The sequence below is a fragment of the Rhodoluna sp. genome (genome assembly GCF_036721215.1).
Classification (GTDB): Bacteria; Actinomycetota; Actinomycetes; order Actinomycetales; family Microbacteriaceae; genus Rhodoluna.
Window position 1 is genome coordinate 146743 of the sequence record NZ_DAIMLM010000003.1, and the last position, 24403, is coordinate 171145.

The 24403-nt window shown below is 49.1% G+C and carries 25 protein-coding genes and 1 tRNA gene; 6 read left to right on the forward strand and 20 right to left on the reverse strand.

Annotated features, from left to right (window positions below):
- Window positions 1-20: 20 nt before the first annotated feature.
- Window positions 21-1358, forward strand: coding sequence for a magnesium transporter (gene mgtE / locus AC9UCN_RS06005; protein ID WP_509524892.1), 1338 nt, complete (start codon window positions 21-23; stop codon window positions 1356-1358).
- Between the two features lie 14 nt (window positions 1359-1372).
- On the opposite strand, the gene glpX is transcribed toward mgtE, so the two are convergent.
- Both glpX and AC9UCN_RS06015 read right to left on the reverse strand, forming a co-directional pair.
- Complete coding sequence (gene glpX, locus AC9UCN_RS06010; RefSeq protein WP_509524894.1) at window positions 1373-2347, reverse strand: class II fructose-bisphosphatase; 975 nt, start codon at window positions 2345-2347, stop codon at window positions 1373-1375.
- Window positions 2348-2488: 141 nt separating this feature from the next.
- The gene (locus tag AC9UCN_RS06015; RefSeq protein WP_509524897.1) at window positions 2489-2623 is read right to left on the reverse strand and encodes a hypothetical protein; all 135 of its coding nucleotides are present in this window, start codon (window positions 2621-2623) and stop codon (window positions 2489-2491) included.
- Between the two features lie 2 nt (window positions 2624-2625).
- Here AC9UCN_RS06015 and AC9UCN_RS06020 point away from each other — a divergent pair, with 2 nt between their 5' ends.
- On the forward strand, window positions 2626-3390 hold the full coding sequence (locus AC9UCN_RS06020) for a bacteriorhodopsin-like (RefSeq protein WP_509524899.1): 765 nt from the start codon (window positions 2626-2628) through the stop codon (window positions 3388-3390).
- A gap of 79 nt (window positions 3391-3469) precedes the next feature.
- Here AC9UCN_RS06020 and AC9UCN_RS06025 read toward each other — a convergent pair whose 3' ends face one another.
- Window positions 3470-4960: a hypothetical protein gene (locus tag AC9UCN_RS06025; protein WP_509524901.1), complete on the reverse strand. Its 1491-nt coding sequence runs from the start codon at window positions 4958-4960 to the stop codon at window positions 3470-3472.
- Window positions 4961-5033: 73 nt separating this feature from the next.
- On the opposite strand from AC9UCN_RS06025, the gene AC9UCN_RS06030 reads away from it, so the two are divergent.
- Together AC9UCN_RS06030 and galT are read left to right on the forward strand one after the other, a co-directional pair.
- The gene (locus AC9UCN_RS06030) at window positions 5034-5729 is read left to right on the forward strand and encodes an SDR family NAD(P)-dependent oxidoreductase (protein ID WP_509524904.1); all 696 of its coding nucleotides are present in this window, start codon (window positions 5034-5036) and stop codon (window positions 5727-5729) included.
- A gap of 41 nt (window positions 5730-5770) precedes the next feature.
- Window positions 5771-6865, forward strand: a complete 1095-nt coding sequence (gene galT, locus AC9UCN_RS06035) for a galactose-1-phosphate uridylyltransferase (protein ID WP_509524906.1) — start codon at window positions 5771-5773, stop codon at window positions 6863-6865.
- 1 nt (window position 6866) lies between these two features.
- Here the strand turns inward: galT and AC9UCN_RS06040 are convergent, their stop codons facing one another.
- From AC9UCN_RS06040 to AC9UCN_RS06050, 3 genes are read right to left on the reverse strand one after another with little or no spacing between them, the layout of a single operon-like run.
- Window positions 6867-7445, reverse strand: coding sequence for a nicotinamidase (locus AC9UCN_RS06040; protein ID WP_509524908.1), 579 nt, complete (start codon window positions 7443-7445; stop codon window positions 6867-6869).
- An 8-nt stretch (window positions 7446-7453) separates the two neighbouring features.
- A complete protein-coding gene (locus tag AC9UCN_RS06045) occupies window positions 7454-8821 on the reverse strand; it encodes a D-alanyl-D-alanine carboxypeptidase/D-alanyl-D-alanine-endopeptidase (RefSeq protein ID WP_509524910.1) in 1368 nt (455 codons plus the stop codon).
- 4 nt (window positions 8822-8825) lie between these two features.
- A complete protein-coding gene (locus tag AC9UCN_RS06050; protein WP_509524912.1) occupies window positions 8826-9809 on the reverse strand; it encodes a Gfo/Idh/MocA family protein in 984 nt (327 codons plus the stop codon).
- Between the two features lie 40 nt (window positions 9810-9849).
- On the opposite strand from AC9UCN_RS06050, the gene AC9UCN_RS06055 reads away from it, so the two are divergent.
- Window positions 9850-10383: a copper resistance CopC family protein gene (locus AC9UCN_RS06055; protein ID WP_509524915.1), complete on the forward strand. Its 534-nt coding sequence runs from the start codon at window positions 9850-9852 to the stop codon at window positions 10381-10383.
- Here the strand turns inward: AC9UCN_RS06055 and AC9UCN_RS06060 are convergent.
- From AC9UCN_RS06060 to AC9UCN_RS06080, 5 genes are all read right to left on the reverse strand, one after another.
- Complete coding sequence (locus AC9UCN_RS06060; RefSeq protein WP_509524917.1) at window positions 10370-11773, reverse strand: aspartate ammonia-lyase; 1404 nt, start codon at window positions 11771-11773, stop codon at window positions 10370-10372. The genes AC9UCN_RS06055 and AC9UCN_RS06060 overlap by 14 nt on opposite strands.
- 33 nt (window positions 11774-11806) lie before the next feature.
- Window positions 11807-12499 (reverse strand): potassium channel family protein, encoded by a 693-nt coding sequence (locus AC9UCN_RS06065; protein ID WP_509524920.1) that lies wholly within the window; start codon window positions 12497-12499, stop codon window positions 11807-11809.
- A gap of 98 nt (window positions 12500-12597) precedes the next feature.
- Window positions 12598-13974: a TrkH family potassium uptake protein gene (locus AC9UCN_RS06070; protein WP_509524922.1), complete on the reverse strand. Its 1377-nt coding sequence runs from the start codon at window positions 13972-13974 to the stop codon at window positions 12598-12600.
- A gap of 94 nt (window positions 13975-14068) precedes the next feature.
- Window positions 14069-15001 carry an oxygenase MpaB family protein gene (locus AC9UCN_RS06075; protein ID WP_509524925.1) on the reverse strand — a complete coding sequence of 311 codons (933 nt, stop codon included), beginning with the start codon at window positions 14999-15001 and terminating at the stop codon, window positions 14069-14071.
- A 70-nt stretch (window positions 15002-15071) separates the two neighbouring features.
- Window positions 15072-15147 (reverse strand) — tRNA-Thr (locus AC9UCN_RS06080).
- A gap of 100 nt (window positions 15148-15247) precedes the next feature.
- On the opposite strand from AC9UCN_RS06080, the gene AC9UCN_RS06085 reads away from it, so the two are divergent.
- Window positions 15248-15619 (forward strand): hypothetical protein, encoded by a 372-nt coding sequence (locus AC9UCN_RS06085; protein ID WP_509524928.1) that lies wholly within the window; start codon window positions 15248-15250, stop codon window positions 15617-15619.
- A gap of 63 nt (window positions 15620-15682) precedes the next feature.
- On the opposite strand, the gene AC9UCN_RS06090 is transcribed toward AC9UCN_RS06085, so the two are convergent.
- From AC9UCN_RS06090 to AC9UCN_RS06130, 9 genes are read right to left on the reverse strand one after another with little or no spacing between them, the layout of a single operon-like run.
- Window positions 15683-17203 carry an alpha/beta hydrolase gene (locus AC9UCN_RS06090; RefSeq protein ID WP_509524931.1) on the reverse strand — a complete coding sequence of 507 codons (1521 nt, stop codon included), beginning with the start codon at window positions 17201-17203 and terminating at the stop codon, window positions 15683-15685.
- On the reverse strand, window positions 17200-18360 hold the full coding sequence (locus tag AC9UCN_RS06095) for a DNA polymerase III subunit delta' (RefSeq protein WP_509524933.1): 1161 nt from the start codon (window positions 18358-18360) through the stop codon (window positions 17200-17202). Before AC9UCN_RS06095 ends, AC9UCN_RS06090 begins: the two co-directional genes overlap by 4 nt.
- Window positions 18357-18998, reverse strand: a complete 642-nt coding sequence (gene tmk / locus AC9UCN_RS06100; protein WP_509524935.1) for a dTMP kinase — start codon at window positions 18996-18998, stop codon at window positions 18357-18359. Before tmk ends, AC9UCN_RS06095 begins: the two co-directional genes overlap by 4 nt.
- A gap of 1 nt (window position 18999) precedes the next feature.
- The gene (gene topA, locus AC9UCN_RS06105; protein WP_509524937.1) at window positions 19000-21699 is read right to left on the reverse strand and encodes a type I DNA topoisomerase; all 2700 of its coding nucleotides are present in this window, start codon (window positions 21697-21699) and stop codon (window positions 19000-19002) included.
- Between the two features lie 15 nt (window positions 21700-21714).
- A complete protein-coding gene (locus tag AC9UCN_RS06110; protein WP_509524939.1) occupies window positions 21715-22065 on the reverse strand; it encodes an Rv3654c family TadE-like protein in 351 nt (116 codons plus the stop codon).
- Complete coding sequence (locus AC9UCN_RS06115) at window positions 22041-22385, reverse strand: hypothetical protein (protein ID WP_509524941.1); 345 nt, start codon at window positions 22383-22385, stop codon at window positions 22041-22043. The genes AC9UCN_RS06110 and AC9UCN_RS06115 overlap by 25 nt, the downstream gene beginning before the upstream one ends.
- The gene (locus tag AC9UCN_RS06120) at window positions 22375-22539 is read right to left on the reverse strand and encodes a DUF4244 domain-containing protein (protein ID WP_509524944.1); all 165 of its coding nucleotides are present in this window, start codon (window positions 22537-22539) and stop codon (window positions 22375-22377) included. Before AC9UCN_RS06120 ends, AC9UCN_RS06115 begins: the two co-directional genes overlap by 11 nt.
- A gap of 11 nt (window positions 22540-22550) precedes the next feature.
- The gene (locus AC9UCN_RS06125; RefSeq protein WP_509524946.1) at window positions 22551-23348 is read right to left on the reverse strand and encodes a type II secretion system F family protein; all 798 of its coding nucleotides are present in this window, start codon (window positions 23346-23348) and stop codon (window positions 22551-22553) included.
- On the reverse strand, window positions 23345-24274 hold the full coding sequence (locus AC9UCN_RS06130; protein WP_509524949.1) for an ATPase, T2SS/T4P/T4SS family: 930 nt from the start codon (window positions 24272-24274) through the stop codon (window positions 23345-23347). Before AC9UCN_RS06130 ends, AC9UCN_RS06125 begins: the two co-directional genes overlap by 4 nt.
- Between the last annotated feature and the right edge of the window lie 129 nt (window positions 24275-24403).

The following is a 24403-nucleotide window of genomic DNA, read 5'->3' on the forward strand; positions in this document are numbered from 1 at the left end:
AATGTCAAAGGTGGTGGAGAATGTCAGAAATAGAGCTATCACTGGCTGAAGCCGCCGAAAATGGCAATGTCAAGGTTCTAACTTCAATCTTGGAGCTGATGGCTCCTCATGAGATCGCCGAAGAACTGAACCGACTCGATTCTGTCGAGAGCACTTTGGTCTGGCGACTACTTCCAAAAGACGAAGCACTAGAGGTATTTGAGGAACTCGATACTTCAAATCAGCAGCAGATTCTTTCGGGAATAAGGGGCCCGGCGTTTCGAGAGTTGCTTGAAAGCATGGACCCAGACGATCGGGCAAGGCTTTTAGGTGAAGCTCCCGCAAGTTTCGTCAAGAAAGTTCTTGCGGGCCTGAGCCCTAAAGAGCGCAAGATGACGGCGGAGCTTTTGGGTTACCCGGAAGAAACCGTTGGTCGTTACATGTCACCTGAGGTCATAGCGGTTGCAGAAAATAGCTCAGTTGGCGAAGTTCTTGACATTATTCGTCGCAAGGGCAAATCCGCCGAGACTGTTTCGGTTCTTGCTGTTGTTGACAGGCAACGAAAATTCATTGGATCAGTGGACCTTACTGATGCTGTGATGGCAGACACTGAATCCATAATCAGCGAGATAGCCGATCCTGATGCTTCTACCGCTTTGGTGACTGATGATGCTGAAGCGGCAGCAAGGCTGCTGCAAGACACCAATGACCTTGCCCTTATGGTTTTGGATACTGAACAGCGCGTGGTTGGAATATTCACAGTCGACGACGCCATCGACATTATTGAAGAAGCAAACAGCGAGGACTTCGCGCGCCAGTCTGCGGCGTTACCAAGTTCGGGCCATTACCTTTCAGGAAAAGTTTTCAATCTTGCGAGGCTTCGCATTGTCTGGTTGATGTTCTTGATTATCGCCGCCACCCTCACTGTTTCAGTGCTACAGGTATTTGAAGGCTCTCTCGAAAAGTTCACAGCCTTGGCGCTATTTATGCCGATGCTAATTGGTGCTGGTGGCAACGTAGGTTCCCAAGCAGCAACCAGTGCTGTTAGAGCCATTGCTCTTGGCGAAGTCAGGCCAAGGGATGTTCTTCGAGTTGCTTGGAGAGAGTCACGAGTTGGACTGCTGCTTGGATTAGGTCTCGGGGTCGTTGGCCTAGCCGCCGGATGGCTTGCCGCGAGTTGGCAGGTTGGAGTGACCGTTGCTCTAGCAATTGTTGTTGTTTGTATGTGGGCGGCAACCGTTGGATCTGTGCTTCCGCTTGGAGCACAAGCTCTAAAGATTGACCCCGCGGTTATTTCGGCACCTATGGTTACAACCTTGGTGGATGCTACGGGTCTTGTAATTTACTTCTTGATAGCGGGAGCAATTCTCGGTGTCTAGGCTCCGCTAGGTTTTTAGATCCAGCGCGAAGCTTGATATTCAGCAAAAACTTTTCTAACAGTTCCAGACCTGCCACGAATCACGATTGACTCGGTAAAGATCATGTCGCCTTTTTTCTTCACTCCAGAAAGCAATGCTCCATCTGTTACGCCGGTAGCAACGAAGAAGGTGTTATCGGATGAGACCATCTCATTCATTTCATATACGTAGTCGAACTTTAGCCCTGCTGCTAAACCGCGTTCTCTTTCAAAATCTTCACGGGGAGCTAAAATCCCCTGCATGAATCCCCCTAGGGCCCGAATGCCGCAAGCCGTCACGATTCCTTCAGGTGATCCCCCCACTCCAGCGCAGATATCTATTCTCGAATCTCCGCGAGCTGCCTGTATGCCTCCAGCAACGTCACCGTCTAGAAGTAACCTGGTCGCCGCACCGGTGTCTCGAATTTGCTGGATTAGCTCGCTGTTATATTCACGATCCAGTACTGCAACCACCATCTCATCAACTTCTTTGCCTGCGGCCTTGGCGTAGGCCTTGATGTTTTCACCTATTGGGAGACGTATGTCGCAAACGCCAACACCGGCAGGCCCAGTCACAAGCTTGTTCATTTTGTAGACGGCCGAGGCATCAAGCATTGAGCCTCTATCCGATACCGCGATCACCGATATGGCGTTGTTTCGACCTGCGGCAGTAAGGGAAGTTCCATCAATTGGGTCTACTGCTATATCTACCTTGGGCCCCTGGCCGTTTCCCACCAGTTCGCCATTGAACAGCATCGGGGCGTTATCTTTCTCGCCCTCTCCAATGACCACCAAACCCTCAAAGTTCACGGTTCCCAGAAAGGCCCTCATGGCATCCACGGCCGCGCCGTCGGATTCATTCTTCTTACCCTTGCCTATAAAGGGGAATGCCCTGATCGCAGCCGCCTCAGTGGCCCGAACCAGCTCCATAGCAAGGTTTCGGTCTGGGTGCAGCGCTGGGGAGTCGTTCATAAGGTCAGCTTAGTCAGCAACCAAGCGCCCTCCCCTCCAGACCTAACTCATTTCAGTCCAGGCCAAAAATGCCCCAAAATGGCCAAATATTGGAGATTTTGGCTAAAAAACTTACGGTTTTATGTCGAATATGGGCAGTTTTCAACCCGAGTATTTGCTGAGTGCGGTGATAAGTTGAATGACGTGTAAGTCATGCGAAGAGGCATCGACGATGGAACTCATCAGCGGTGAATCTTTGTAGGCCTTACCTCCATCAGCTGAAAGGAAACAAAACATAAATGAGTGAATCCAATTACCTATTGGTTTACAACATGTTCTCGCTTGGAATTGCGAGCATGCTTTTCACCACCATGTTCCTGATTGTGGCTCGTGAGCGCGTTCTGCCTCGCTACCGCATGGCGGTCTTGGTTTCTGCAACTGTGACCGGTATCGCTGCCTATCACTACTTCAGAATGTTCGACAGCTTCAACGACGTATTCGGCCCAGAAGCAATTGAGGGTGCCGTTTACAACGTTGGCTACCGTTACGTTGACTGGTTCCTAACTGTTCCACTGCTACTAGTTGAGACCGTTGCGGTTTTGGCTATTGCACGTGCAGCTCAGACTGCTCTACTAGTTCGTCTAGTTCCAGCAGCTGCTGCAATGATCGCTCTAGGTTACCCAGGCGATGCAGGTCTAGACATTGGCGGAATCTCGGCTCCAATCTGGGGTCTACTTTCCACAATTCCATTCCTATACATCCTGTACATCTTGTTCGTAGAGCTTGGTAAGTCTCTTTCCAAGCAGAGCAAGCAAGTACAGAGAAGAATCAAGGAACTACGCCTTCTTCTTCTTGCTACCTGGGGTGTCTACCCACTAGCTTTCATCGCAAACATGAACGCTACTGGATTCGACGAGCAGGGCTTTGTTCTTCGTGAAACCGGATACACCATTGCCGACATCTTGGCTAAGTGTCTATTCGGCCTAATGATCTTCTCGATCGCTCGTATGAAGAGCGCCGAGGACGACAAGGCTTACGCAGCTGCAGAGTACAAGGGCAAGTAACCCTTAGTTCAAACTAAACAAAAGGCGTCGGGAAACCGGCGCCTTTTGTTTTGCCTTTTTGACTTCGTGCTCTTTTAGCTCAGTAGCCTTTTCGAAGTAGTGCTGGCAAGCCCAGCACGGTGGCAGCAATCCAAATGCTGCGTGGTCTGTAAGCCAAGCCCCAGAGCCCGCCGTGTATTGCAGAGAAGGTGTGTAGATCTGTCGTAGTTTGCTTGTTTGTAAAGCTTGCTGGATCGTTTAGATCTCTCGCTAGCACCGCTGCCGCAGCAGACTTAGCCACCTTCACCTCAAAAGGCTTCACTCCGAATAGCGGGGCGCCCTGGTAGCTGGCTCTGAGAATTTTGTGCCGAAGAACTGAGTTGGTCCTGGCAGGAGGCGATATTGCGTAAGAGACCTTCACGCCTGAATAGTGAGCTAAGTACGCTCTCCAGCGCTGAGTCCTTTTAGAAAATGAATAGCTAGGTCCTTGCTGCTGAACTGAGGCGTCAATCAATGCCAGCTTCTCTCCGTCAGTTCCGTCATAGAACTTTGGTTTGGCAGCTCTAGCCGCATTGATTAATCCCAGCAGGCTGTCTCGAATGATATGAGATGCAGGCCTAGAGCCAAAACGAGCAATCGCTCTTAAGCCAATTGAGGCGGGTCCGGGGGCAGAATCTGTTGGTGTTGCGAGCCAACTAAGAGCTAGCTTGCTAGCGGAGAATTTCTCCATGGCAACCGCTGCCAAAGATTCTTGAACTCCCTGCACTCGAATGTGATTCACGCTTGGTGTGTAGGCATAGAGACCTAAGACAAATCTTCTACTCGGTCTTGGCGAAAGCTTGCCCATCCAGCTGGAAATCTCTTCGTAGTGCTCCAAGATATCTAGCCCTGCGACTGCAGCAATTTCTTCATCGCTCATTTCGGTTACTGGCTTGGTTACAAGACTTCTTCGAATTGGAACCAGCATGGTTCCACCGCTCGATCTTGCCAATGAAATAAGTTTTTGCCAGCTAGTTGGGTTTGGTCTTGCGACCACTGCAACCGTTCCACCCCAGCGCAACCAGTGCTCGGTTGGAGCAAACTCAGCCGCTCCTGCAACTGCAAACAGCAAGTCTTGACCTAGATCAATTGATTGATTGCTATCCAGATAGCGGAAGCTCTCGACTAGGCCGGGCTCTGCAAGGCCGTCAGCGGCCCATTCAGTGGCGGCTTGCTCCATTGATCCGTTGAAGCCATCAATTGAGATCTTTTGAATTGGCTGCCTGCCGCGAATCTCGATCGTTTCAACTAGATCTTTATCGAAACCTTCGACTACGGCTTGCTTTAGAGGTATCCCGGATTCAGTGAAAAGGCAGCTGTGAAACTCTGCCAAGCCCGCGGTGGCTACCTCGGTAGTGTCTTTGACACTGACGCCTTCCTTGATAGCAAGGTCCGCATAGAGCCTTAGGTACCAGGTTCGCCAGTTAGGTGCACCGAGGATGTTTTGCTGAAGCTCCGGGAAGTTCTTGGCGCCAGCAGCTAGAACACGTCTAGCCAGTTCGGTGGAACGAACTAGCTGATTGGTTGCTGGGTCTCTGAATTCAACTGACACGGTAGTAAGCCTATTGCTGATTACGGAATCGATAAATACGGGTTATTGTTGGATAACTTACGGAGGATAAATCATGACTGAACTAAAGGGCAAAAACATTCTTGTGCTGGGAGCATCCGGCGTATTGGGTTCAACTATTGCAACCCAGCTGGCCAGCCAAGGTGCCACAGTTATGGCCACCTCTTCCTCGATTGAATCTGCAGAGCGAGTTCCCCATGGAGCGAACCCGAGGCTGCTAGTAGATCTCACCAACCAAGAATCAATCCGAGTGTTGATTGATTACTTGATTGATTCTGATGTGAAAATCGATGGAATCGTTAATGCCACTGGTGTGGTCGCATTTGGAAACTTTGCTGAACTCGATGCAGCCACTTTGAACAAACTATTTACCGTGAATGTAACTGGCCCGATGCAACTGATTCAAGGTCTAGTTGGATTACTGAAAGCTTCCGCAGCCAGTGGCAATGATCCCTTCATCGTCAACATTTCAGGCGTTGTTGCTGAATCCCCGATGGCAGGACTTGCTGCTTACTCAGCAAGTAAGTCGGCTCTGTATGCGTTTGACCAAGCTATTTCCAGAGAGCTACGACGCGATGGCATTCGGGTCATTGATGCTCGCCCAGGACACACCGAAACCGGTTTGGCAACCAGAGCTATTGCGGGACAGGCGCCAGCTTTTCCAGCTGGTCTCGCTCCTGAAAGCGTTGCACAAAGGATTGTCACCGCTATCGTTCAGGACGAAAAGGACCTGCCAAGCTCTGCTTTCTAGGCAAACTACGGCTGAATCCAGTTATCGATAAACTTGTGCCGGTGGGCAACATTCCGAAGATAACTACTGACCTGTTTGATGGCAGGCAGATTCACTATTTCGATGACAAAGGCTCCGCTCTTCCAAGCACACGCAAAAAAGACCTCAGGGAAACTGCTTCCAGGCCCACGCTTGCGGATCTGAAGCATGACCCACTAACTGGTGAGTGGATTGCAGTGGCAGCACACCGTCACACTCGCGCATACATGCCCCCAAGTAACGAGTGCCCGCTTTGCCCCGCTACTGACACTTACCTCAGCGAGGTTCCAGACAACTTTGATGTGGCGGTATTTGAAAACAAGAATCCAGCTTTTGGAGCTCTGCCTGAGGGCTCCTCTCTACCTGTCTTGGAATCAACCAGTGCTGTCGCTCTTGGTGAATCCAAGATGGCTATCGGTAGATGCGAGGTTGTGGTTTTCAGTCCCGAGCACAATGGCTCTTTGGCGCAAATGCCTTCCTCCCGAGTTCACACAGTATTGGAAGCTCTAGCTCAGCGAACCGATGAGCTTCAAGGCCTTACTGGCGTAAAGCAAGTGTTTCCATTTGAAAACAGAGGTCAAGAAATTGGAGTAACGCTTCATCACCCACATGGTCAGATCTACTGCTACCCGTATGTAACTCCTAGAACCAAGAAATTACTCGAGTCCATAAAATCCCACGGCAGCAGTTTTTTTCAAGATCTTCTCGAGTTCGAGCAGGCCTCGAACCGGGTGTTGATCAAATCAGAATCCTTTACCGCTTACGTTCCGTTTGCAGCGCGCTGGCCTATGGAGGCTCACTTACTTCCCAACAGGCACGTTAGAAACCATGCAGAGCTAACTGATGACGAGCGTTTGGAACTGGCAGATGTTTACTCGAAGCTACTTCGCTCATTTGAACTGGCCTACGATACTCCTTCTCCATACATTGCGGCCTGGCATCAGGCGCCACTTGTTCCAGGAGGAGAAAACGCCAGATTGCAGCTGCAGATCACTTCACCAAGAAGAGCTGCTGACAAGTTGAAGTATCTGGCTGGATCAGAATCTGCGATGGGGGCATTTATTGCCGACATTCCGGCTGAAGATATTGCCGCTCAGCTCAGAAAAGCTATTTCCTAGCTCAAGCGTTAGGTATTACCTCAACGCCGCCATCAATCAAAGAATCAATTGCGCGCTCGGTGGACTCTGCTGAAACCCCTGCGGTGAGGGAGCTTATAACCCGAACATTCAAACCAAGCTTTTTGGCATCAAGGGCTGAAGCCAGAACGCAGTGATCGGTTGCAATTCCAACAACGTCCAACTGGTCGATTTTGTTTTTAGTCAGTAACTCTGCGAGTGTGCCGCCTGCTTCTGTTATCCCTTCGAAGGCCGAGTAGCCATGGGCTCCCTGACCTTTATAGACATGTTCTTGGATCAGATCAAGATCTAAATTTGGGTGGTAGTTAGCGCCATCACTTTCTGCAACACAGTGGATTGGCCAAGAAGTTTTGTAATCCGGCTCTGAATTCGAATTAGCAAAATGTCCGGAGTTGTTGTTATCCGCATCGTGCCAGTCCCTGGATGCAACTACTAGCTCGTAATCAGCAGATTTGATATAGTCACTTATCTTTTTTGCTACCGCCTGGCCACCGGCTACCGCGAGTGATCCACCCTCACAAAAATCATTTTGCACATCCACAACCAAAAGCGCTTTGCTCATGAAAGCTCCTAGTCGTTCGACAGGGTGTTGCCACAGCGGTAGAAAGATGTAACGAGGGTGTCTATTGCAACCCTGACATCATTTCCAACAGCGCCGTAGGCATAAATTGTGAAGGTTAGACTGGTGCCATCTTTTGCCTCAATGATTCCATTTAGCGTGTGGACTTTAGTCAGGTATCCGGTCTTGGCTCGAACATTGCCAGCTGCATCAGATAGATCGCCCTGGAATCTTGTTGCCAAGCTTCCGGTCTCGCCAGCAACCATGAGGCTGTCCTTGATTACGTCAAAATCTCCATAGCCTGAGTCAACCAAACGCATTAGCTCTGCCATAAATCTTGGTGAGACCAAGTTCAAATCTGACAAACCAGATCCGTCTCTTACCGTGACACCGCTAAAGTCCAGCCCTGATTCCTCAAGGATTCTCTCGTAGGCGGTGTCCAAGTTGTCGTAGGTTGCATCAAACCCAGCTTCGATGGTTGCTATTTTTCCAAGAGCTTCCGAGAGGCTGTTGTCTGAAGAAACAAGAACGTTTGCAATCCAGTCACTCATCGGCTGGGAATCAACCTTGGCGATCTCAACAAAACCTGATGGCGCTGAACCCTGAATTAGGGTGGCAGCTGGGGCAAGCTCCGCAAGCCCAAGCTTGAACTGTTCCCCCGCACTTGTTACTGGTCTGCCGGTCCTTGCAGAAGTAGGTGCTTCAGGCAGGACTCGGTCCCCGTCAAGTTGAAGGGCAGTTACCTCAGAAATCCAGCCATCGACTTGGTTAACTCTTTGCCAAGAGCTCTCCCAACCCGATCCTGGGAAAAAACTCGAGTCGAGGATTATTTCATTTATCTGGGCAACGCCGTTGCTACTTGCCCAAGCTCTGACCTGAGCTACCAATGTTGCTAGTTTTGGGGCACCTTTGTAAACCGACTGAGCGCCGGCCGAGGTTTTAGAAAGAGTAATGTCTCCAGCTCCCACCAGAGCAATTCTTGAAGGGTTAGCTGGGTCAGCCATTACCCTGGTTGAAAGTTGGTAGTCGGGACCAACGCTTGCAAGAACTGCTGCGGCCGTTAGGGATTTCATTACCGAAGCAGTCGCAGCTGGAATGTCTGCGTCACGGTCAAATAGGACCTCGCCGGTCTCAGAGTTTAGAACTACGGCCTGAAGTGTTCCAAGGGAAGGGTTTGATTCCTCTTCGGTTACTGTGCAGGTTCTTGGCGGTGCTTCCGAGGCAGAAGGTGAAGCAGAGACGTCAGTCGCAGCATTTGAATTTGAGCTAGGCGAAGAAATCACCAAGCCTCCAAGCATCAGGGTTAGTACGAGCAAGCCAGAGCCTGCACCAATGAACACTTCTTTGAAGTGTGGGAAATTCTTAATTCTTTTTAGCACTTGGCTAAGCTCCTGAAAACTCGATACCCGTTTGATTTCTTATTTGATCCATGACTTCCATAATCTGAATTGTTTCACCCAGGCTCATGGTCGGTGATTCAATGAGGCCTTCAGATATACAACGCTCGACTTCGAGTGCCTGATACTGCATTCCTCTTCCTTCAATATTACCCTCGTATTTGAACAAGATATTGTCGTCCCGGTCGAAAACTGTGAATGTGCTGTGCTCGTAAAAGGATTTTTCCATTTCAACTCTTCCGGATTCGCCAAGAATAAAAGCTCTTACCGGACCAGCGGAAATAATGCTGGAATGCAGCAAAGCCTGCCTACCCCCTGAATATTCAAAGATTGCACCCATGGATTCGTCCACATTTCCAGGCAACAATGACGCAGAGGCCTGGATCCGGCTCGGATTGCCAAAGAGCCTGTGGGCCAAGGAGACTGGGTAAATCCCGAGGTCTAGCAATGAGCCTCCTCCTAGTAGGGGGTCATACAGCCTAGGGAATGAATCCTTTGGAAGATATTGATTGTGATCAGCCAAAAGGTACAAAGGTTTCCCGATTAGGCCCTGCTCAAGCTTTTCAAAGAGAGTTTTGTGGTTGGGAAGAAATCTCGTCCACATCGCCTCCATGAGAAAAACTCCATTGAGTCTTGAAATGGCTGCCAATTCTCTTGCCTGAGCCGCGTCGATAGTAAATGGCTTCTCTAGCAATACATTCTTGCCAGAATTAAGTGCCAACTTTGCATTAGCAAAGTGGGCATTGTTTGTAGTTGATATATAGACAATGTCAATATCCTGATCAGCTACCAAATCCTCATAACTGCCGTAAGCGCGATTAATTGAGTGCTTCTTCGCGTAGGACTGTGCGCGATCTAACGACCTAGAACCAACTGCTTCTAAATGCATACCCGCAAGACGCAAGTCATCTAGAAATTCAACGCTGATTTCTCCTGGGCCCATAATCGCCCAATTAAGTTCGTGCTTCACTGTAGCCTCCAGGTCTCAGACAATAGCTTAGACTTAGAGTATGAAATCAAAAATAACCATCACTGCTTTATTGGCTCTTCTGCTGATTCCAACACCGGCTCACGCACACGATCTACTTGTAGACATAAATCCAGCTCCTGGGGCGATTATCTCGACTTCCAGCTTCGAGGCTGTGCTTACCTTCAACAACCCTCTCTTGGTTATTGAATCTGAGACAAACGCAGAAGTTGCAACCAAATTGCAGGGATCTTCTGACTGGATAGTCCACCCTTTTGCCATCGATGACAAAATATTGGTGGCCCAGGTTGAGCTGAGCGAACCCGGTTCTTATGATTTGCGTTGGAGTGTTGTTGGCTCTGATGGTCACACCATCAGCGGAGATTCCAACTTCGTTCTAGAGGGAGTGGCCTCGGAAGAAACTGCTGTTCCTCTTACCGCGGAGCCTGAGTTGGCAACAACCTCAGAATCCCAAGACATTCCTGTTGGTTTCTATGTTGGCCTTGCGCTAGTTGCTCTAGGTGCGGTCTTTGCACCTATTGGCTTGATGATGCGAAGAAAGTCTAAGAAGTCCTAGGCCTGACTAGGGCGTCAATGTTTCCAAGCAGCTCGTCAAACTCAGCTGCGGTCATGAGCTTTAGCTCCAAGACAACTTCCCGAACGCTAGTTTCATCAGCTAGAGCTTTTTGAGCAACGATTGTTGCGTTCTCATAACCCAAAACTGGGCTGATAGCTGTAACCAAACCAATGGAGTTTTCCACGCTCAGTCGAAGCTTTTCAACGTTGGCGGTAATTCCCGAAACGCAGGCATCTGCCAATACGTAGCAACCCTGTCTTAGCTGAGTGATGCTCATCATCAAAGCGCGGCACATGATTGGTTCAAATGCGTTCAGCTGCAACTGCCCTGCTTCAACTGCCATGGTCACAGTCATGTCATTACCAACCACGGCAAATGCAATTTGATTGATTACCTCTGGAATAACTGGGTTGACCTTACCCGGCATGATTGATGATCCGGCCTGTCTTGGTGGCAAGTTGATTTCATCCAGACCAGCACGCGGTCCGCTACTTAGCAGTCGAAGATCATTAGAGGTCTTAGAGAGCTTCACGGCAATTCTCTTCAGCACTCCAGAAACAGTTACGAATACACCGGCATCCTGGGTGGCCTCGACCATGTCTTCGGCAAGCACAAAATCAAAACCGCTTAGCTTCGAGAGGGCTTGGCATGCTTTTTCTGGGTAGCCCACAGGTGCATTGATTCCAGTTCCAATTGCAGTCCCGCCAAGGTTTATTTCACGCAGTAACGGCAAAACTTCGCGCAGTCTTTGGATGTCTTCCATGGTCATTCTGGAAAAGGCTGCAAACTCTTGACCCAGGGTCATTGGTACGGCGTCTTGCATTTGGGTGCGACCCATTTTGATCACGTCTTTGAACTCAACGGCTTTGGACTGGAAGGCCTTCTCTAGGTGGGCCATTGCCTTCAACAGCTCATTGATCTCAAAAATCAAAGCCAGTTTTAGGGAGGTTGGATAAACGTCATTGGTTGATTGAGACTGGTTCACATCGTTGAGGGGGTGAACTATCGTGTAGTCACCTTTTTGCCCACCAAGGAATTCGATTGCGACATTGGCAATAACCTCATTGGCATTCATGTTGGTGGAAGTTCCCGCACCACCCTGGATTGCATCAACTACAAACTCAGTGTCAAACTCGCCAGCAGCTACCCTAATCGAGGCCGCCACAATCGCGTCCTTAATTTTTGGTTCTAGCTCACCAAGTCCAAAGTTTGCCTCTGCGGCCGCTTGTTTGACAATTGCAAGCGCGCGAATCAGAGATCTGTAGTGACCAATAGGCACTCCGGAGATTGGAAAGTTATCAACCGCTCTAGCGGTGTGGATGCCCCAATAGGCGTCTTTAGGAACTTGGTAATCGCCGAGAAGGTCGTGTTCGAGTCTGGTTGATGACATGAGTAAAGTCTGCCACTAAAACGAAGGGGCTTGCTACCAACCCATTTGGCAGAACTCTTCTACATTCTTGGTTCTTCCGGCAACGATCATTACGTCCCCAGCGTTTAAAACTGTTTCTGGGAATGAGGGCATGTAACTCTCCCGTTCCTTGCGCGTAGCAACAATGGTTACACCGTGCAGGGAACGAAACTGCATTTCTGAAAGAGTCTTGCCTTCGAAGCTGGCCGGCGCCTCGGTTTTTGCCATAACGAAATCTTCATCCAGCTGAATGTAATCTAGGGTCTCGCCGCTGACCATGTGAGCTACTCGCTTACCCATATCCATTTCAGGGAAAATTACATGATGGACCCCGAGCTGTTGAAGAATTCTTCCGTGAGAGACACTTGTGGCCTTAGCCCATACCTGCGGCACGCCTAGCTGCAAGACAAGGGAGGCGGTCAAAATGCTGGCTTCTAGATCGCTACCAATGGCAACCACAGCAGAATCAAAGTCGGGGATTCCTAATTCACGAAGCGCCGCTTCGTCGGTCGAATCGGCCTGGATAACATGAGTGAGCTTGTCAGCAATGTTTTGAACTAGCTTCTCATCGCTATCGATGCCAAGAACTTCCCTGCCACCTTTGACAAGTTCCAGGGCTAGCGATGTTCCAAATCGACCCAGACCAATCACGGCGATAGTTGAAGCGCCTTGTTTTTTGGATCCACGAGCCTTTAGCCGGTTAGGCATTTTCTTCTCCATTCGTTGCCGGTAACCGAACCATTTGTCTTGGATTCAGTAACCGTGCTCTTATAACAATAATGAGTTGTTTTGATAGAACAAGTGCATCAGCCAATTAGAGGCCTTTCCTTAGGAAGTTCGTAGTGACGTTTGGTCTTTCTAAGAGCCATAGAGGTGGCCACCACTATCGGGCCAAGTCGACCAAAGAGCATCAGAACCGAGAGCAAGAACTTGCCATGCTCAGGAAGGTCGGCTGTGATGCCGGTTGAAAAGCCCACTGTTCCAGCTGCGGAAATAATCTCAAAAACTAGCTCATCAAGAGTGAAATCTGTTGTAAAGCGAAGAACGAAAAGTGAGCCAAGGACCACAAGCGTGTACAAAGTCACAATCGTTAGGGCCTGACGCTGCATTGAGCGAGGAAGTCTGCGGTTACCGACGTTTACGGCTGCGTCACCACGAATCTCCGTATAGACAATGTAGAACAAGACAACTGCAGTTCCAATCTTGATACCACCGGCAGTTGATGCACTCGCGCCACCGATGAACATCAAGATGTCCATGCCAAGCCAGGTGCTGGTATACATCTGGGTCGTGTCAATTATGTTTAATCCAGTTGAGCGAGTCATTGAAGAAGTAAACATGCTGGCAACAATCTTCTGAGCCGGATCCATGGCGCCAAGAGTTGCCGGGTTAGTCCACTCCGAAATTGAGATTCCAATAGCTCCCACCACCAGCAGGAACAAGCTTGCCCACAAGATAATTCTTGAGTTGAGCGACCACTGTGCCGGCATTGTGTAGTCAGCTACTTTGCCGAATAGTAGGTAAAGCTTGAGCTTCAGGCGATCGCGAATCTCGGCCAATACCGGAAAACCAAATCCGGCAAGAGTGGCGATGACAAATACCGGGAAGATGATCCAGCCATCATTGGCAAAGCCCATGAGGCTGTCTGTATAGAGCGCAAACCCAGCCTGGTTAAATGCCGAGATCGCCTGGAAAGCTCCGTGCGATAGTGCCTTTTCTAGCGAGTATCCGTATTCGGTAAACATCCGAACCGTTAGAAACGCAAATAGTGCCAACTGGAAAAATAGCATCAATTTGGCGATGTTGAGCAAAAGCGTCTTTACATCAGGCTGTTTGGTGGCTGAGGATTCGGACGTTGCCGAGATCCTGTTTTTTAGGGAAATACGTCCTTCGATTAGGAAGCCAACTAGGGTGGCAAAACCGATGATTCCAAATCCACCGATTTGGATGAGAAAAGCGATTATGACGTGACCGGTTGTGGACCAGTAGCTAGCGGTATCTAGGGTTGTTAGACCTGTCACGGTCACTGCGGATGTTGAAGTAAATAGTGCATCAAAGAAATTTGTGACTGAGCCGCTCTTCGAAGAGATCGGCATCATGAGTAAAGATGTGCCAAGAAGGATTAGGGCTGTAAAAGCCGCTGCAATTAGCTGCGTTGCCGACAGCTTGGGTAATTTTGGCATTTCAGGCTCTAACTATACTCCTGGCCAAGAATTCGTCTAGGGCTAGCTTTCTACTGAAACCACGCTTATGCATAAGAAATCTAGACAGATCCAGTCATTTCAGGACCCCTATTGCTCGGAGTCTAGTTTTTGCACCATCTTCAATTGGTGACTCCGGGCCAATGGCTAAACGCATAAAGCGAAGTGACCAGCGGGTAACCGGGCGAACAAACCAAGCTGGTTTAGCTTTCAGTCCCAGTAGTTTTCTAAACTCTGGTCTCAGTGACAAAACGGCCGCTTCAAACAGTAATCCATAAACCAGTTTGGCAACTCCAGGAAGAGGTGGGTTCTTAATGAACTCAATAACTTTCTTTGTGTCTGGGGTAGAAACAAGCAGACCAGAGTTATAGAACTTATCAATTTCATTTTCGAGTTCTTGCTCGCTCATCGGACATGTAGTAAGCCCAAGTGGTGCCACAGAGACACTCCACTGTGCAACGTAGTTATCTGCTCCGCTAGCTGCAGACCCTTTTGGTATCTGTTTCCAGGAATACATCTGGTGTGATACTAAGAAGGACTCCATGAAGGCAATGTGCACCCAAAGCAATAAGTCTTTATCTGCTGCCTGGTAAGGAACAGTTTCACCGGTTCCCTTGGTGTACTCACCAACAACGCGAGTGTGAAGTCTGTTTACGCGATTGGCTTCGTTTTGGACTGCTGTTTTTGAGCCAAAGGTTGTAACCGTGAGCCAGCGAATAGTTCCAGCCAATCTTCCTAGCGGGTCCGATTCGTATCTCGAGTGATTCTTCACTCCCGTCAAAGATCCTGGATGTAGCGCCTGCATGAGCAGAGCCCTAATTCCACCCACCAGGGTTCCAAAATCTGCATGAACAACCCATGGCGCATCAGAGGGTAGAAAGTAGCCCTCTTCTTCACCGGCTGCAACAACACCCAACCAGGGCGGAACTCCATTTGGGTCTCCAGAAAGCAGCTTACGAAATCGCTTGGAAAGAAACTCTTGGAGCGCGTTATTCTTCTTGGATTTCAAAGATCACCTAGTTGATTGTTATAAGCCAGTACAACAAGTCTACGATTCAATTTTTGTCATTTTCTAGCTGTGGAGCCACCTAGCGGAATTGAACCGCTGACCTGCTCTTTACGAGGGAGCTGCTCTACCAACTGAGCTAAGGTGGCCTACGAATCCGGCTCGGCACTATCTGAGCCATTGACTACTTTATTAGAACAGATTCCTGTCCTAACCTGTAGCTAGAAGAAAACTCAAAGGAGTAAGGGTATGAAAGAACTAGATCTAGTAAAGCTTTGGAATCGACTCAGAAATCAAATCATCTTTTCGCAACTGGCTCCAACGTTTTTGCTGATCGTCACAATCGCATTGCTCAATGACGGCCTGGCTGAATCTGCGGCTGAGGTGAGATGGGCAACGCTTGGAATCTTGTTAGCTTCAGGTATCTTTGGGTTCCTCGCCCAGTACTCGGCTTCAACAGAAGCGCGGGCAGTGTTGGGTGATTTGAAAAGACTAAAGTCGAAGTCTAAGGTTTCAATTCAATTGGTTAGATTCGATAGTTGGCTAAATGTCATTCGTTTCCTAACACCAAGCATTTTTGTCGTTATTTATGTATTGTTGTGTATTGCTCTTCTGTTTTAGATTAAAAGAGTAGATGAAGCCCCGGCCACGGTCGGGGTTTTTTCTTGTCCGATTCAGTTTCTGCTAGCTGCAGTTTGGGTCACTGGCTGGTAGCTCGCCTGTTCGGAAGAACTTGTCCACCACTCCATCAATGCACTTATTGTCGTTACCGTAAATGGTGTGACCCTCGCCGTTGTAGGTCATCAAAAAGCCATCTTCGAGAATGTCATTGGCAAGAGATTGAGCCTGCGAGTACGGGGTCGCTGGATCGCCGGTAGTTCCAATCACCAAAATTGTTGGTGCGCCAGCTGCGCTGTAATCGGAAGGCTTGTCAGCTTCTGGGAATGGCCAACTTCCACAGCGCAAACCACCAAACTGCCAGTACCGACCCAAGACCGGAGCTGCCTCAAGCAACTTGGCGTTTTGGGCTTCAATTGCAAACATGCTTTGGCTGGCACCTTCATCGCGGCAGCTGATTGCATAGTTTGCTGCAATCAAGTTTGTTTGATAGCGACCGTCTTCACCTCTGTCGTTATAAAAATCAGCCAAGCGTAGAAACTCATCGCCAGAACCTGTTAGCGCTTCATTAAAAGCGGTGGCCAAAGATGGCCAGTATCGATCTGAATACAAAGTCATAATCAAGCCTGTTACGGCCGCCCAAATTGTTAGCTCTCGTCCAGACGATGTCGCTAATGGCTTTTTCTCTATTGAAGCCAAAAGTTGACGCACGGTTTCAAGGTCAGCCGGAACATTGCCACTGAATGGACAATCGTCAAAGCTGTCACAGTTTTCTAAGAAGGCACTAAGGGCGGATTCAAAAGCCTCAAGTTGAAATAGCGTCTGCTCGTCACCATCAACAGTTGGGTCAATCGCGCCGTCCAGAACAAACCGGCCTACCCGATCAGGGAACAAAGTGGCGTAAGTGGTTCCTAGAAATGATCCGTATGAATAGCCAAGGAAGTTCAGATGTGACTCACCGACGACAGCTCTTAGAACATCCATGTCCCTAGCCGCGGAGACCGTGTCTACGAACTCCAGCAATGCTCCGGTGTTTTCCAGGCACTTGTCTGCAAAATCTGCTGTTGCTGCCCTGGCAACAGCTAGATCCTCATCAGTTCCGATTTCAAAACCAGACACTCCGTATAGAAATTCGTCGTACTCGGCATCGTTTAGACATTCAACCGCAGAACTTCTTCCCACTCCACGCGGATCGAAACCAAGAATGTTCCAGTTGGATCGAAGGTTGTCGGTTCCCAAATAGTCAGCAGAGTCCTTGACCCAGTCGTAACCGGATGCACCGGGGCCACCTGGGTTGAAAAGGATAAAGCCCTGTGGCTCTGAATCCGCCAGTCTAAAAACTGTGGCAATTGAAATTGCCTCGCTACTTTGATCACTCCAATCCATCGGGACTTGGATGTCTGCACAGTAGAGTCTCTCGCCGCACTCTTCAAAATCGGCTACCTGTTCGTAATATTCACTGAATCCTGCAGGTGCCCCACTAGCGTCCGGAACTATCGGTTCCGGTGCCGAAGGAGCGCAGCCCGCGAGCACCAATGCGGAAATGGAGACAGCAGATACCAGCTTGGCAAGTTTTCTAAAGATCACTTATTTCTCCTAAGTGCAACTGCTAGCGATTCCAAAACCATTAGATCTCGAACGTTAGAGCTAATTCGGACTCTCGCCTGAGCCAGCGCTTCGAGCTTAGTAATCACCTCCGACGCGGTTGAAGTTGCTGCCAGCTCTACAATTTGGCTCCTTAGGTCTGCATTCACAAGCTCCGCTTCCGCACCCAGTTCAACAATCAGCACATCTCTATATAGCGACATCAGATCAACCAGAATGCGATCTATGCCATCTCTCAGGCTTCTGGTTGCTCGTCTTTTTTGACCTTCCTCAAGAGCCTTTATATCTGCCCTAAGGGCCGGAGGAACGGTGCCGCCTTCAGGGATACCCAGAGTTGCAAGCAAAGCGGTTCTTTCCTCAGTATCTTTTTCAGCCGTTAGTGCATCGGCGTCTTTTCTTGCCAATTCCAACCAGCGCTCAGCCGTGAACATGGCCTTTGGGATGGAATCAATATGCATCGCGGCAACCAGCGTTTCTTTTCTTCGAGCTCTTGCGTCAGTGCTGGTTGCTAGACGAAGGGCCATTCCGATGTGACCTTGGGCCTCGGCGGCCACCTGTAAAGCAAGCGATGGACTAATGCCATCTCTGGCCACGAGTAAATCTGCCACGGTTTGGCTTGAAGGCTGCTTTAGCGCCACTCGCCTAACTCTCGAGCGAATGGTTGGAAGCATGTCAGCTTCTGATGGCGCACATAAAATCCAAATGGTTCCAGCCGGTGGCTCCTCTAGAGTCTTGAGCAATACATTGGAGGAACGCTCCGCCATGCGGTCTGCGTCTTCGATAATCATTATCTGGTACTTACTTATTGATCCACCAAAGTATGAAGCTGCAACCAAGCTTCTAATTTCTTCGATTGAGATTATGACCTTCTCGGTGGCCAGCACCGTGACGTCGGGATGTGATCCCAAGCCAACCATGCGACAGCTCTTGCAATCGCCACACCCGCCCGCCTCACAAAGCAGCGCTGCAGCAAACGCTGCGGCGGCATTTGATCTTCCAGAACCTGGAGGACCTGTAATTAACCAAGCGTGCTGTAATCCTGCATCCTTGTTTGCTACCGCTTGGCGAAGTTGAGAAACTGCTTCTGGTTGACCTAGGAGTTCGGACCAGACTGGTTCAAACTCCAAGATTTTACTCAAAGCCCTTTGCTTTCTAGCAAAGCATCCAAGCGTGGCTGAATCTGCTTCCAAATTGATTCTGGATCCTGGTTAGCATCAACTACGTGAAATCTTCTAGGTTCGTTTTTTGCAAGGGCCAAGTAAGTATTTCTAGCTGCTTCAAAAAATGTAATCTTCTCTCGCTCTAGGCGATCTGGTTCGGCACCCGTTGTTCCTCTTCTAGCTGAAGCAGCTGCGGCATCGAGATCGAGCAAAACGGTTAGGTCTGGAAGTAAGTTATCAACTGCCCAAAGCGATAGGTTGCGAACTTCAGTTAGGTCCAATTCGCGTCCGGCACCCTGGTACGCAACGGAAGAATCTAGGAACCTATCTGAAATAACAATCTGCCCTTTAGCAAGAGCCGGTCTAATGACACTTGCAACATGGTGAGCTCTATCAGCTGCATATAGAAGTGCTTCCGAGCGAACTGACACCTCGCCCTTGCGGTGCAATAAAAGATGTCTTATCTCAACTCCCAGATCGGATCCACCTGGTTCAAGGGTTCTAGTGACTTCTAATCCTTTGGCAGCAAGGTAGCTTTGCATCAAGTCGGCTTGAGTGGACTTGCCAACGCCATCGATACCCTCGAAGGATATAAACACTCCAGTGGTATCGGGCACGCTATTTCTTCTTTCTAGTTCCGGCCTTTACGGTCTTTTTCGGAGCAACGGCCTTTTTGCTGGCTCGGCCAGCTTTGGGAGCTGCTTGACCAGGCTCTAGTCCTAGTTTCTCACGCCTGATGGCTAGTAATTCAAAAGCCTGGTCGCTGGTGAGCTCATCGAGCTTTTCGTCCTTTGGAATGGTGGCATTTATGGCGCCATCTGTCACGTAGTCACCGAACTGTCCGGTCTTGGCAACCACGTTTAGGCCGCTTGCTGGATCTTCACCGAATTCTTTCAAAGGGGTCGCGGCAGTTCTGCGACCTCCATATTTGGGCTGCTTGTAGATCTCGAGGGCTTGATCGAGAGTCAAGCTAAAAATCTGATCTTCGCTGGTAAGAGATCTGGAGTCAGTTCCCTTCTTGAGATATGGTCCGAACTTTCCATTCTGGGCAGTGATCGGGTTCTCAGTTTCTGGATCAATACCGATAGTTCTAGGTAGCGAAAGAAGTGAAACCGCTTCTTCGAAAGAGAAGGTCTCAGGAGACATGGATTTAAACAACGACGCAGTCTTTGGCTTCTCGGCATTTGGATCTTCAAGCAAAACATAAGGTCCATACCGACCGTCTTTGAACAAGATGTCATAACCGGTGAGTGGGTCTTGACCCATAACTCGATCGGTAATTATTGGTGCATCGATTAGCTCTTGAGCTTTAGCCACCGTTAGTTCATCCGGGGCTAAGCCTTCAGGGATGTTTACAATTCTGCGACCGTTTTCATCGGCACCTTCGCTACCTGGCTCAACCATGATCTCAATGTATGGGCCATACTTTCCAGTTCGAAGCGTGATGTTATCCGCGAGGTAAATGGAGTTCACAGCCTTTGGATCGCTGTCGCCAACGTTCTGCACGGTGTCGTGTAAGCCATCTTCAGAATCGGTTCCAAAGTAGAACTTCTTTAGCCACTCGCTACGGTTGATTTCTCCAGCTGCGATCTGGTCAAGGTTCTCTTCCATCTGAGCGGTAAAAGCGTAATCAACTAGTTTGACGAAGTTCTCTTCCAAGAACCTAGTAACAGTGAAAGCAATCCACTCTGGAACCAGGGCCTGACCGCGCTTGACTACATAACCTTTGTTGATGATGGTGGACAAAATAGCTGCGTAGGTAGAAGGTCTTCCGATGCCGTCTTCTTCCAAGGCCTTAACAAGGCTTGCCTCGGTGTACCTAGCTGGTGGCAAGGTCTGGTGATCCTTGGCAGTTACTTCTACAACCGATAGGGCTTGGCCAACTTCCAAAGATGGCAGCTTCGATTCTTGCTCTTCGTCTGGCTCATCTTCCCGGGATGCATCCCTACCCTCTTCATAGGCAGCCATGAATCCCTTAAAGATCACTACAGTTCCAGAAGCGCTGAATTCAGCTGACTTGCCATCTGCTACAGGAGAAACTGAAATCTTGGCGGTGGTGGTGGAAACCTTGGCATCTGACATCTGCGACGCCATAGTTCTTTTCCAAATCAACTCGTAAAGATCTTTTGACCTGGTGGACATAGTCATTGGCAAATCGCTTGGGTGCAAGAAGGTTTCACCAGCTGGTCTAATTGCCTCGTGCGCTTCTTGAGCGTTCTTACTTTTGCCGGTATAAATCCTTGGCGAATCTGGAACTGAATCTTTACCAAACATTTCTATTGCTAATGCTCTGGCGGCTTGAATCGCCTGAGTGGAAAGAACAGGTGAGTCAGTACGCATATAGGTAATGTGACCTTCTTGATACAAACTCTGCGCGGTGTCCATGGTCTGCTTGGCAGACATGCGAAGTTTTCTCGAAGCTTCCTGCTGCAAGGTGGAAGTAGTAAAAGGTGCAGCAGGCTTTCTAGTTGAAGGCTTGGACTCGACCGATTCAACTTTTACCTTTACATCTTTTGATCTCATCGCTTCAGCTAGTGCTTCGGAGGCTGCTTGATCCAAAAGCAAGACTCCGTCTTTCATCTCACCCTTGTCGTTGAAAGAATCTCCCGATGCAATCTTCTTGCCATCAATCATTGTGAGCTTGGCTTCAAAGTCCTGCTCTTTGTTTTTGTCGGTAGTGAATAGTGCCTTAACATCGTGATAGCTACCAGAAACAAAGGCCATGCGTTCGCGCTCACGCTCAACTACCAATCTCATGGCAGGAGATTGCACTCGACCAGCGCTTAGACCACGGTTTATCTTGCGCCACAAAACCGGAGAAACTTCGTAACCGTAAAGACGGTCAACCACCCTTCGGGTCTCTTGAGCCTGGACCAGGTTTTGATCAACTTCTCTGGTGTTCAAAAGTGCGTCTTGGATGGCCTGCTTGGTAATTTCGTGAAATACCATGCGGCTAACTGGAACCTTGGGCTTTAGCACCTGCAGCAGGTGCCAGGCAATGGCCTCTCCCTCGCGGTCCTCATCGGTAGCTAGAAATAGCTCATCCGCCTCAGCCAGTGCTTTCTTGAGCTCGGTTACGGTTTTGCTCTTTCCGGCAGAGATTGCGTAATAGGGCTCAAAGTCGTTTTCGATGTCAATTGAGAACTTGGCTAGTGAGCCCTTTTTCTTCTTCTCTTCTGGGGGTAAGTTCTTTGGGTCAATTAGGTCCCGGATATGGCCAATCGAGGCCATGACTGTGTAGTCATCGCCTAGGTACTTGGCAATCGTCTTCGCCTTGGCAGGCGACTCAACGATTACTAGCTTGTTACCTTTTGGCATCAATCTCCTAAATCATTAACCTGGTCCCGCCCTGGCTCGTGCTCTTTGCACAATCCCCAACGTTTCCATGTTGGTTTCGATAAAGACCTCGAAACCGACAATACGACATCGTTCCAGAACTATCTGGCTATTGCTAGCAATATCTTTAGCCACAATACACGGATTACCTGTGGATACACCTCTAAGTGCGTCAGCTGCAGCCAGCGCAATCGAATTTGTTGTGGCCTGCAGCCTAGTAAATCCCAGTAATTGCGTGCTAACTAGCGATGAAGCAGCAAACAATGCAAAAAACACAATCAGAATCGAAATTGCAAGGATTGTCCCCGCTCCAGCGTCATTCTTCACTGTCCCGATGCTCTTGCGCACTGCTTCTCTGCTAATTCAAAAAATCCAATTTCAATGCCAGCAATCGGCGTCTCAACACTTAATTTCACACAAATCGAGTCTTCAAGTTCCTCTAATTCAAACGCAACTTGTTCGCCAGCTGAAGAAACTAGTTGATCAATTAGCTCAGCCGGTTCTCCTCTTGCCACCGCACTTGCAACCATTGCAGCAACATTAATCAGTTGAAGCTTTGCAGATTGCAAACTCATAGCACCTATCGCAATGGTCATTATCAGTATTACTACCGGAAGCGTTAGAACGAGTTCTGCAGTAACGCTTCCTCGGTTTGATCTAAATCGCACCGAATGTCAGAGCCGATCGGATTAGGTCAAAAAGAATAGTTTTGACCTCATCGCTTCTCATGATTACTACCAGCAGCCCCGCGAAGCCCACTGCTGCCATGGTGGCAATGGCATATTCGGCCGTTGCGGCACCCTCTTCTGATTTCCAGTTCATTTCTCTCCTTTTTACATGGCACGAAATAGACCTATCCCAACTGGGACCACGGCTAAAAATACGAAGGCTGGCAGGGCAGCTAAACCAAGTGGAATAAGTAGTGAAATCGACAGCTTGGCAAGCCGTGATCGATCATTACTCCAAAGCCTGTGTCGCAGGGTATCTGCCCTGGCTAGCAGTAATCCATTTAGCGCAACACCTGATTGTTCAGAAACATTGACTGCGTCCCAAAAAATGGTCAGCTGATCTGCTGGAACATCCTTAGAAAACTGCTGCTTGGATTTAGTCCTTGCAAGTGCAGCGGCTGCTTTTGGGCTAAGGCCTGCAGACAGTCCAATCGCCACTGCATCCAAAAATGCCCCTGGGTCGGCTTCGCGGGGTTTTGCTTTATCAAGCATCCGCAATGAGCTGATTCTGGCAACAATAAGAAGTATCAGTCCTAGGCCAATTGAAATCACCCCTAGCGCCGTTTCCAAAGAAGCACCAAGTGCTGAAAGACCAAGGAGTTCTGAAAAAATCACGGCAACAAGGGGAAGAAGCAAGATCAGGTTCGCAGTTGCCTTAGGGGAAGCAAATGCAATTCCTAATTCCGCAAACTGCCTTTGTTGTGCTCTAAGGACTTCGGTGAGTCGATCAAGAGCCAGAGCTAAGTGACCTCCTGACTCGGTAGCTACCTCCCAAATGAACTGAAATTGCTTAACTTGAAACTCAGATAGATCTTTTGTTTGCAATTGCATCTTCGCTACCTTTGCACTGGTACCCGAGCGAAGCAGCGCAGTTATCTCCATCACAGCTAGCTCCGCACTCATGCCAGAGCAAGCTTTTGTCTTGGTTGGTAATCTTTCACAACTAGCTCGCCAGCCTCGAGTGCAAACTTTCCAATTCCTGAAACTCTTCGACTGCCAGCTTTTGCCTCGAGAGCAATTACCCAATCAAAAGCTGCGGCAGTCATTTTGAAAAAGGCCGTATCGGAGATTGCAAGATCGGCCTTGATGGTGGAAAGTCGTTCGGGAACTTGAAAGAGGTTGTTTGCGTGAATTGTGGTTGCCCCTCGGTGACCAGTATTTAGAGCTTGCAGCATTGCCATAAGCTCCAAACCTCGAACCTCACCAACCACAATTCGATCAGGACGCATCCGGAGCGCTTCGCGCACTAGCTGTTCCAAGGTAATTTTTCCCTGGCCCTCAACGTTGATACTTCGTGATTGCAGGCAAACAGTGTTATTGCCAGCTAGCTCGGTGACGTCTTCTACGGCTATCACTCTTTCGTTTGTGCCACTCAGCATCGCCCGAAGCAGGGTAGTTTTTCCAGATCCAGTTGGACCCGAAATTAGAAAGCTCTCGCCAGAGTCCGCAATCTCTCGAATAGTTGTTTGCTGCGTTGCCGATACCGAAAGAGAGCAAAACAATTCTTCGAGTGACTTGGGTTTGGCTAGGTGCAGCCTGATGGAAATAATCGTCTGCTCACTGCAACCGGATTTCAGAACTGCATGAACTCGTAGGCCACCTGGCAAACTGACATCGGCAAATGGGTTTGCAAGATCTAGTCTTCTACCGCCTAATTCGATTAACTCCCGAGCAATTGCAGATAGCTCCAATTCGGAAACTTGATAACCTGCCATCTCAACTAATCCACTGCCGTAATCAACTTGTGACAGTGACTCGCTAAGCAAGATGTCGGTGACGTGCTCGTTATCGATTAGCTCAAGCAGCCAAGTAGGTAGTTGGGTTTCCACCCACTAACAATCGGTCAAGCGTGCCCTTATTTGGCGGGGGATAAAGAAAATGTGGATAAATTAGGGGGCGGCAGGTTTTGGGGAAAACCTGCCGCCTGGTGATAGCGATTGGGGGAATCTAACTATCAC

Coding starts and splice junctions, on each gene's coding strand:
- mgtE (WP_509524892.1), top strand. CDS start 21: ATGTCAGAAATAGAGCTATCACTGGCTGAAGCCGCCGAAAATGGCAAT.
- glpX (WP_509524894.1), bottom strand. CDS start 2,347: ATGAACGACTCCCCAGCGCTGCACCCAGACCGAAACCTTGCTATGGAG.
- AC9UCN_RS06015 (WP_509524897.1), bottom strand. CDS start 2,623: ATGTTTTGTTTCCTTTCAGCTGATGGAGGTAAGGCCTACAAAGATTCA.
- AC9UCN_RS06020 (WP_509524899.1), top strand. CDS start 2,626: ATGAGTGAATCCAATTACCTATTGGTTTACAACATGTTCTCGCTTGGA.
- AC9UCN_RS06030 (WP_509524904.1), top strand. CDS start 5,034: ATGACTGAACTAAAGGGCAAAAACATTCTTGTGCTGGGAGCATCCGGC.
- AC9UCN_RS06040 (WP_509524908.1), bottom strand. CDS start 7,445: ATGAGCAAAGCGCTTTTGGTTGTGGATGTGCAAAATGATTTTTGTGAG.
- AC9UCN_RS06055 (WP_509524915.1), top strand. CDS start 9,850: ATGAAATCAAAAATAACCATCACTGCTTTATTGGCTCTTCTGCTGATT.
- AC9UCN_RS06060 (WP_509524917.1), bottom strand. CDS start 11,773: ATGTCATCAACCAGACTCGAACACGACCTTCTCGGCGATTACCAAGTT.
- AC9UCN_RS06065 (WP_509524920.1), bottom strand. CDS start 12,499: ATGCCTAACCGGCTAAAGGCTCGTGGATCCAAAAAACAAGGCGCTTCA.
- AC9UCN_RS06070 (WP_509524922.1), bottom strand. CDS start 13,974: ATGCCAAAATTACCCAAGCTGTCGGCAACGCAGCTAATTGCAGCGGCT.
- AC9UCN_RS06085 (WP_509524928.1), top strand. CDS start 15,248: ATGAAAGAACTAGATCTAGTAAAGCTTTGGAATCGACTCAGAAATCAA.
- topA (WP_509524937.1), bottom strand. CDS start 21,699: ATGCCAAAAGGTAACAAGCTAGTAATCGTTGAGTCGCCTGCCAAGGCG.
- AC9UCN_RS06120 (WP_509524944.1), bottom strand. CDS start 22,539: ATGAACTGGAAATCAGAAGAGGGTGCCGCAACGGCCGAATATGCCATT.
- AC9UCN_RS06125 (WP_509524946.1), bottom strand. CDS start 23,348: ATGAGTGCGGAGCTAGCTGTGATGGAGATAACTGCGCTGCTTCGCTCG.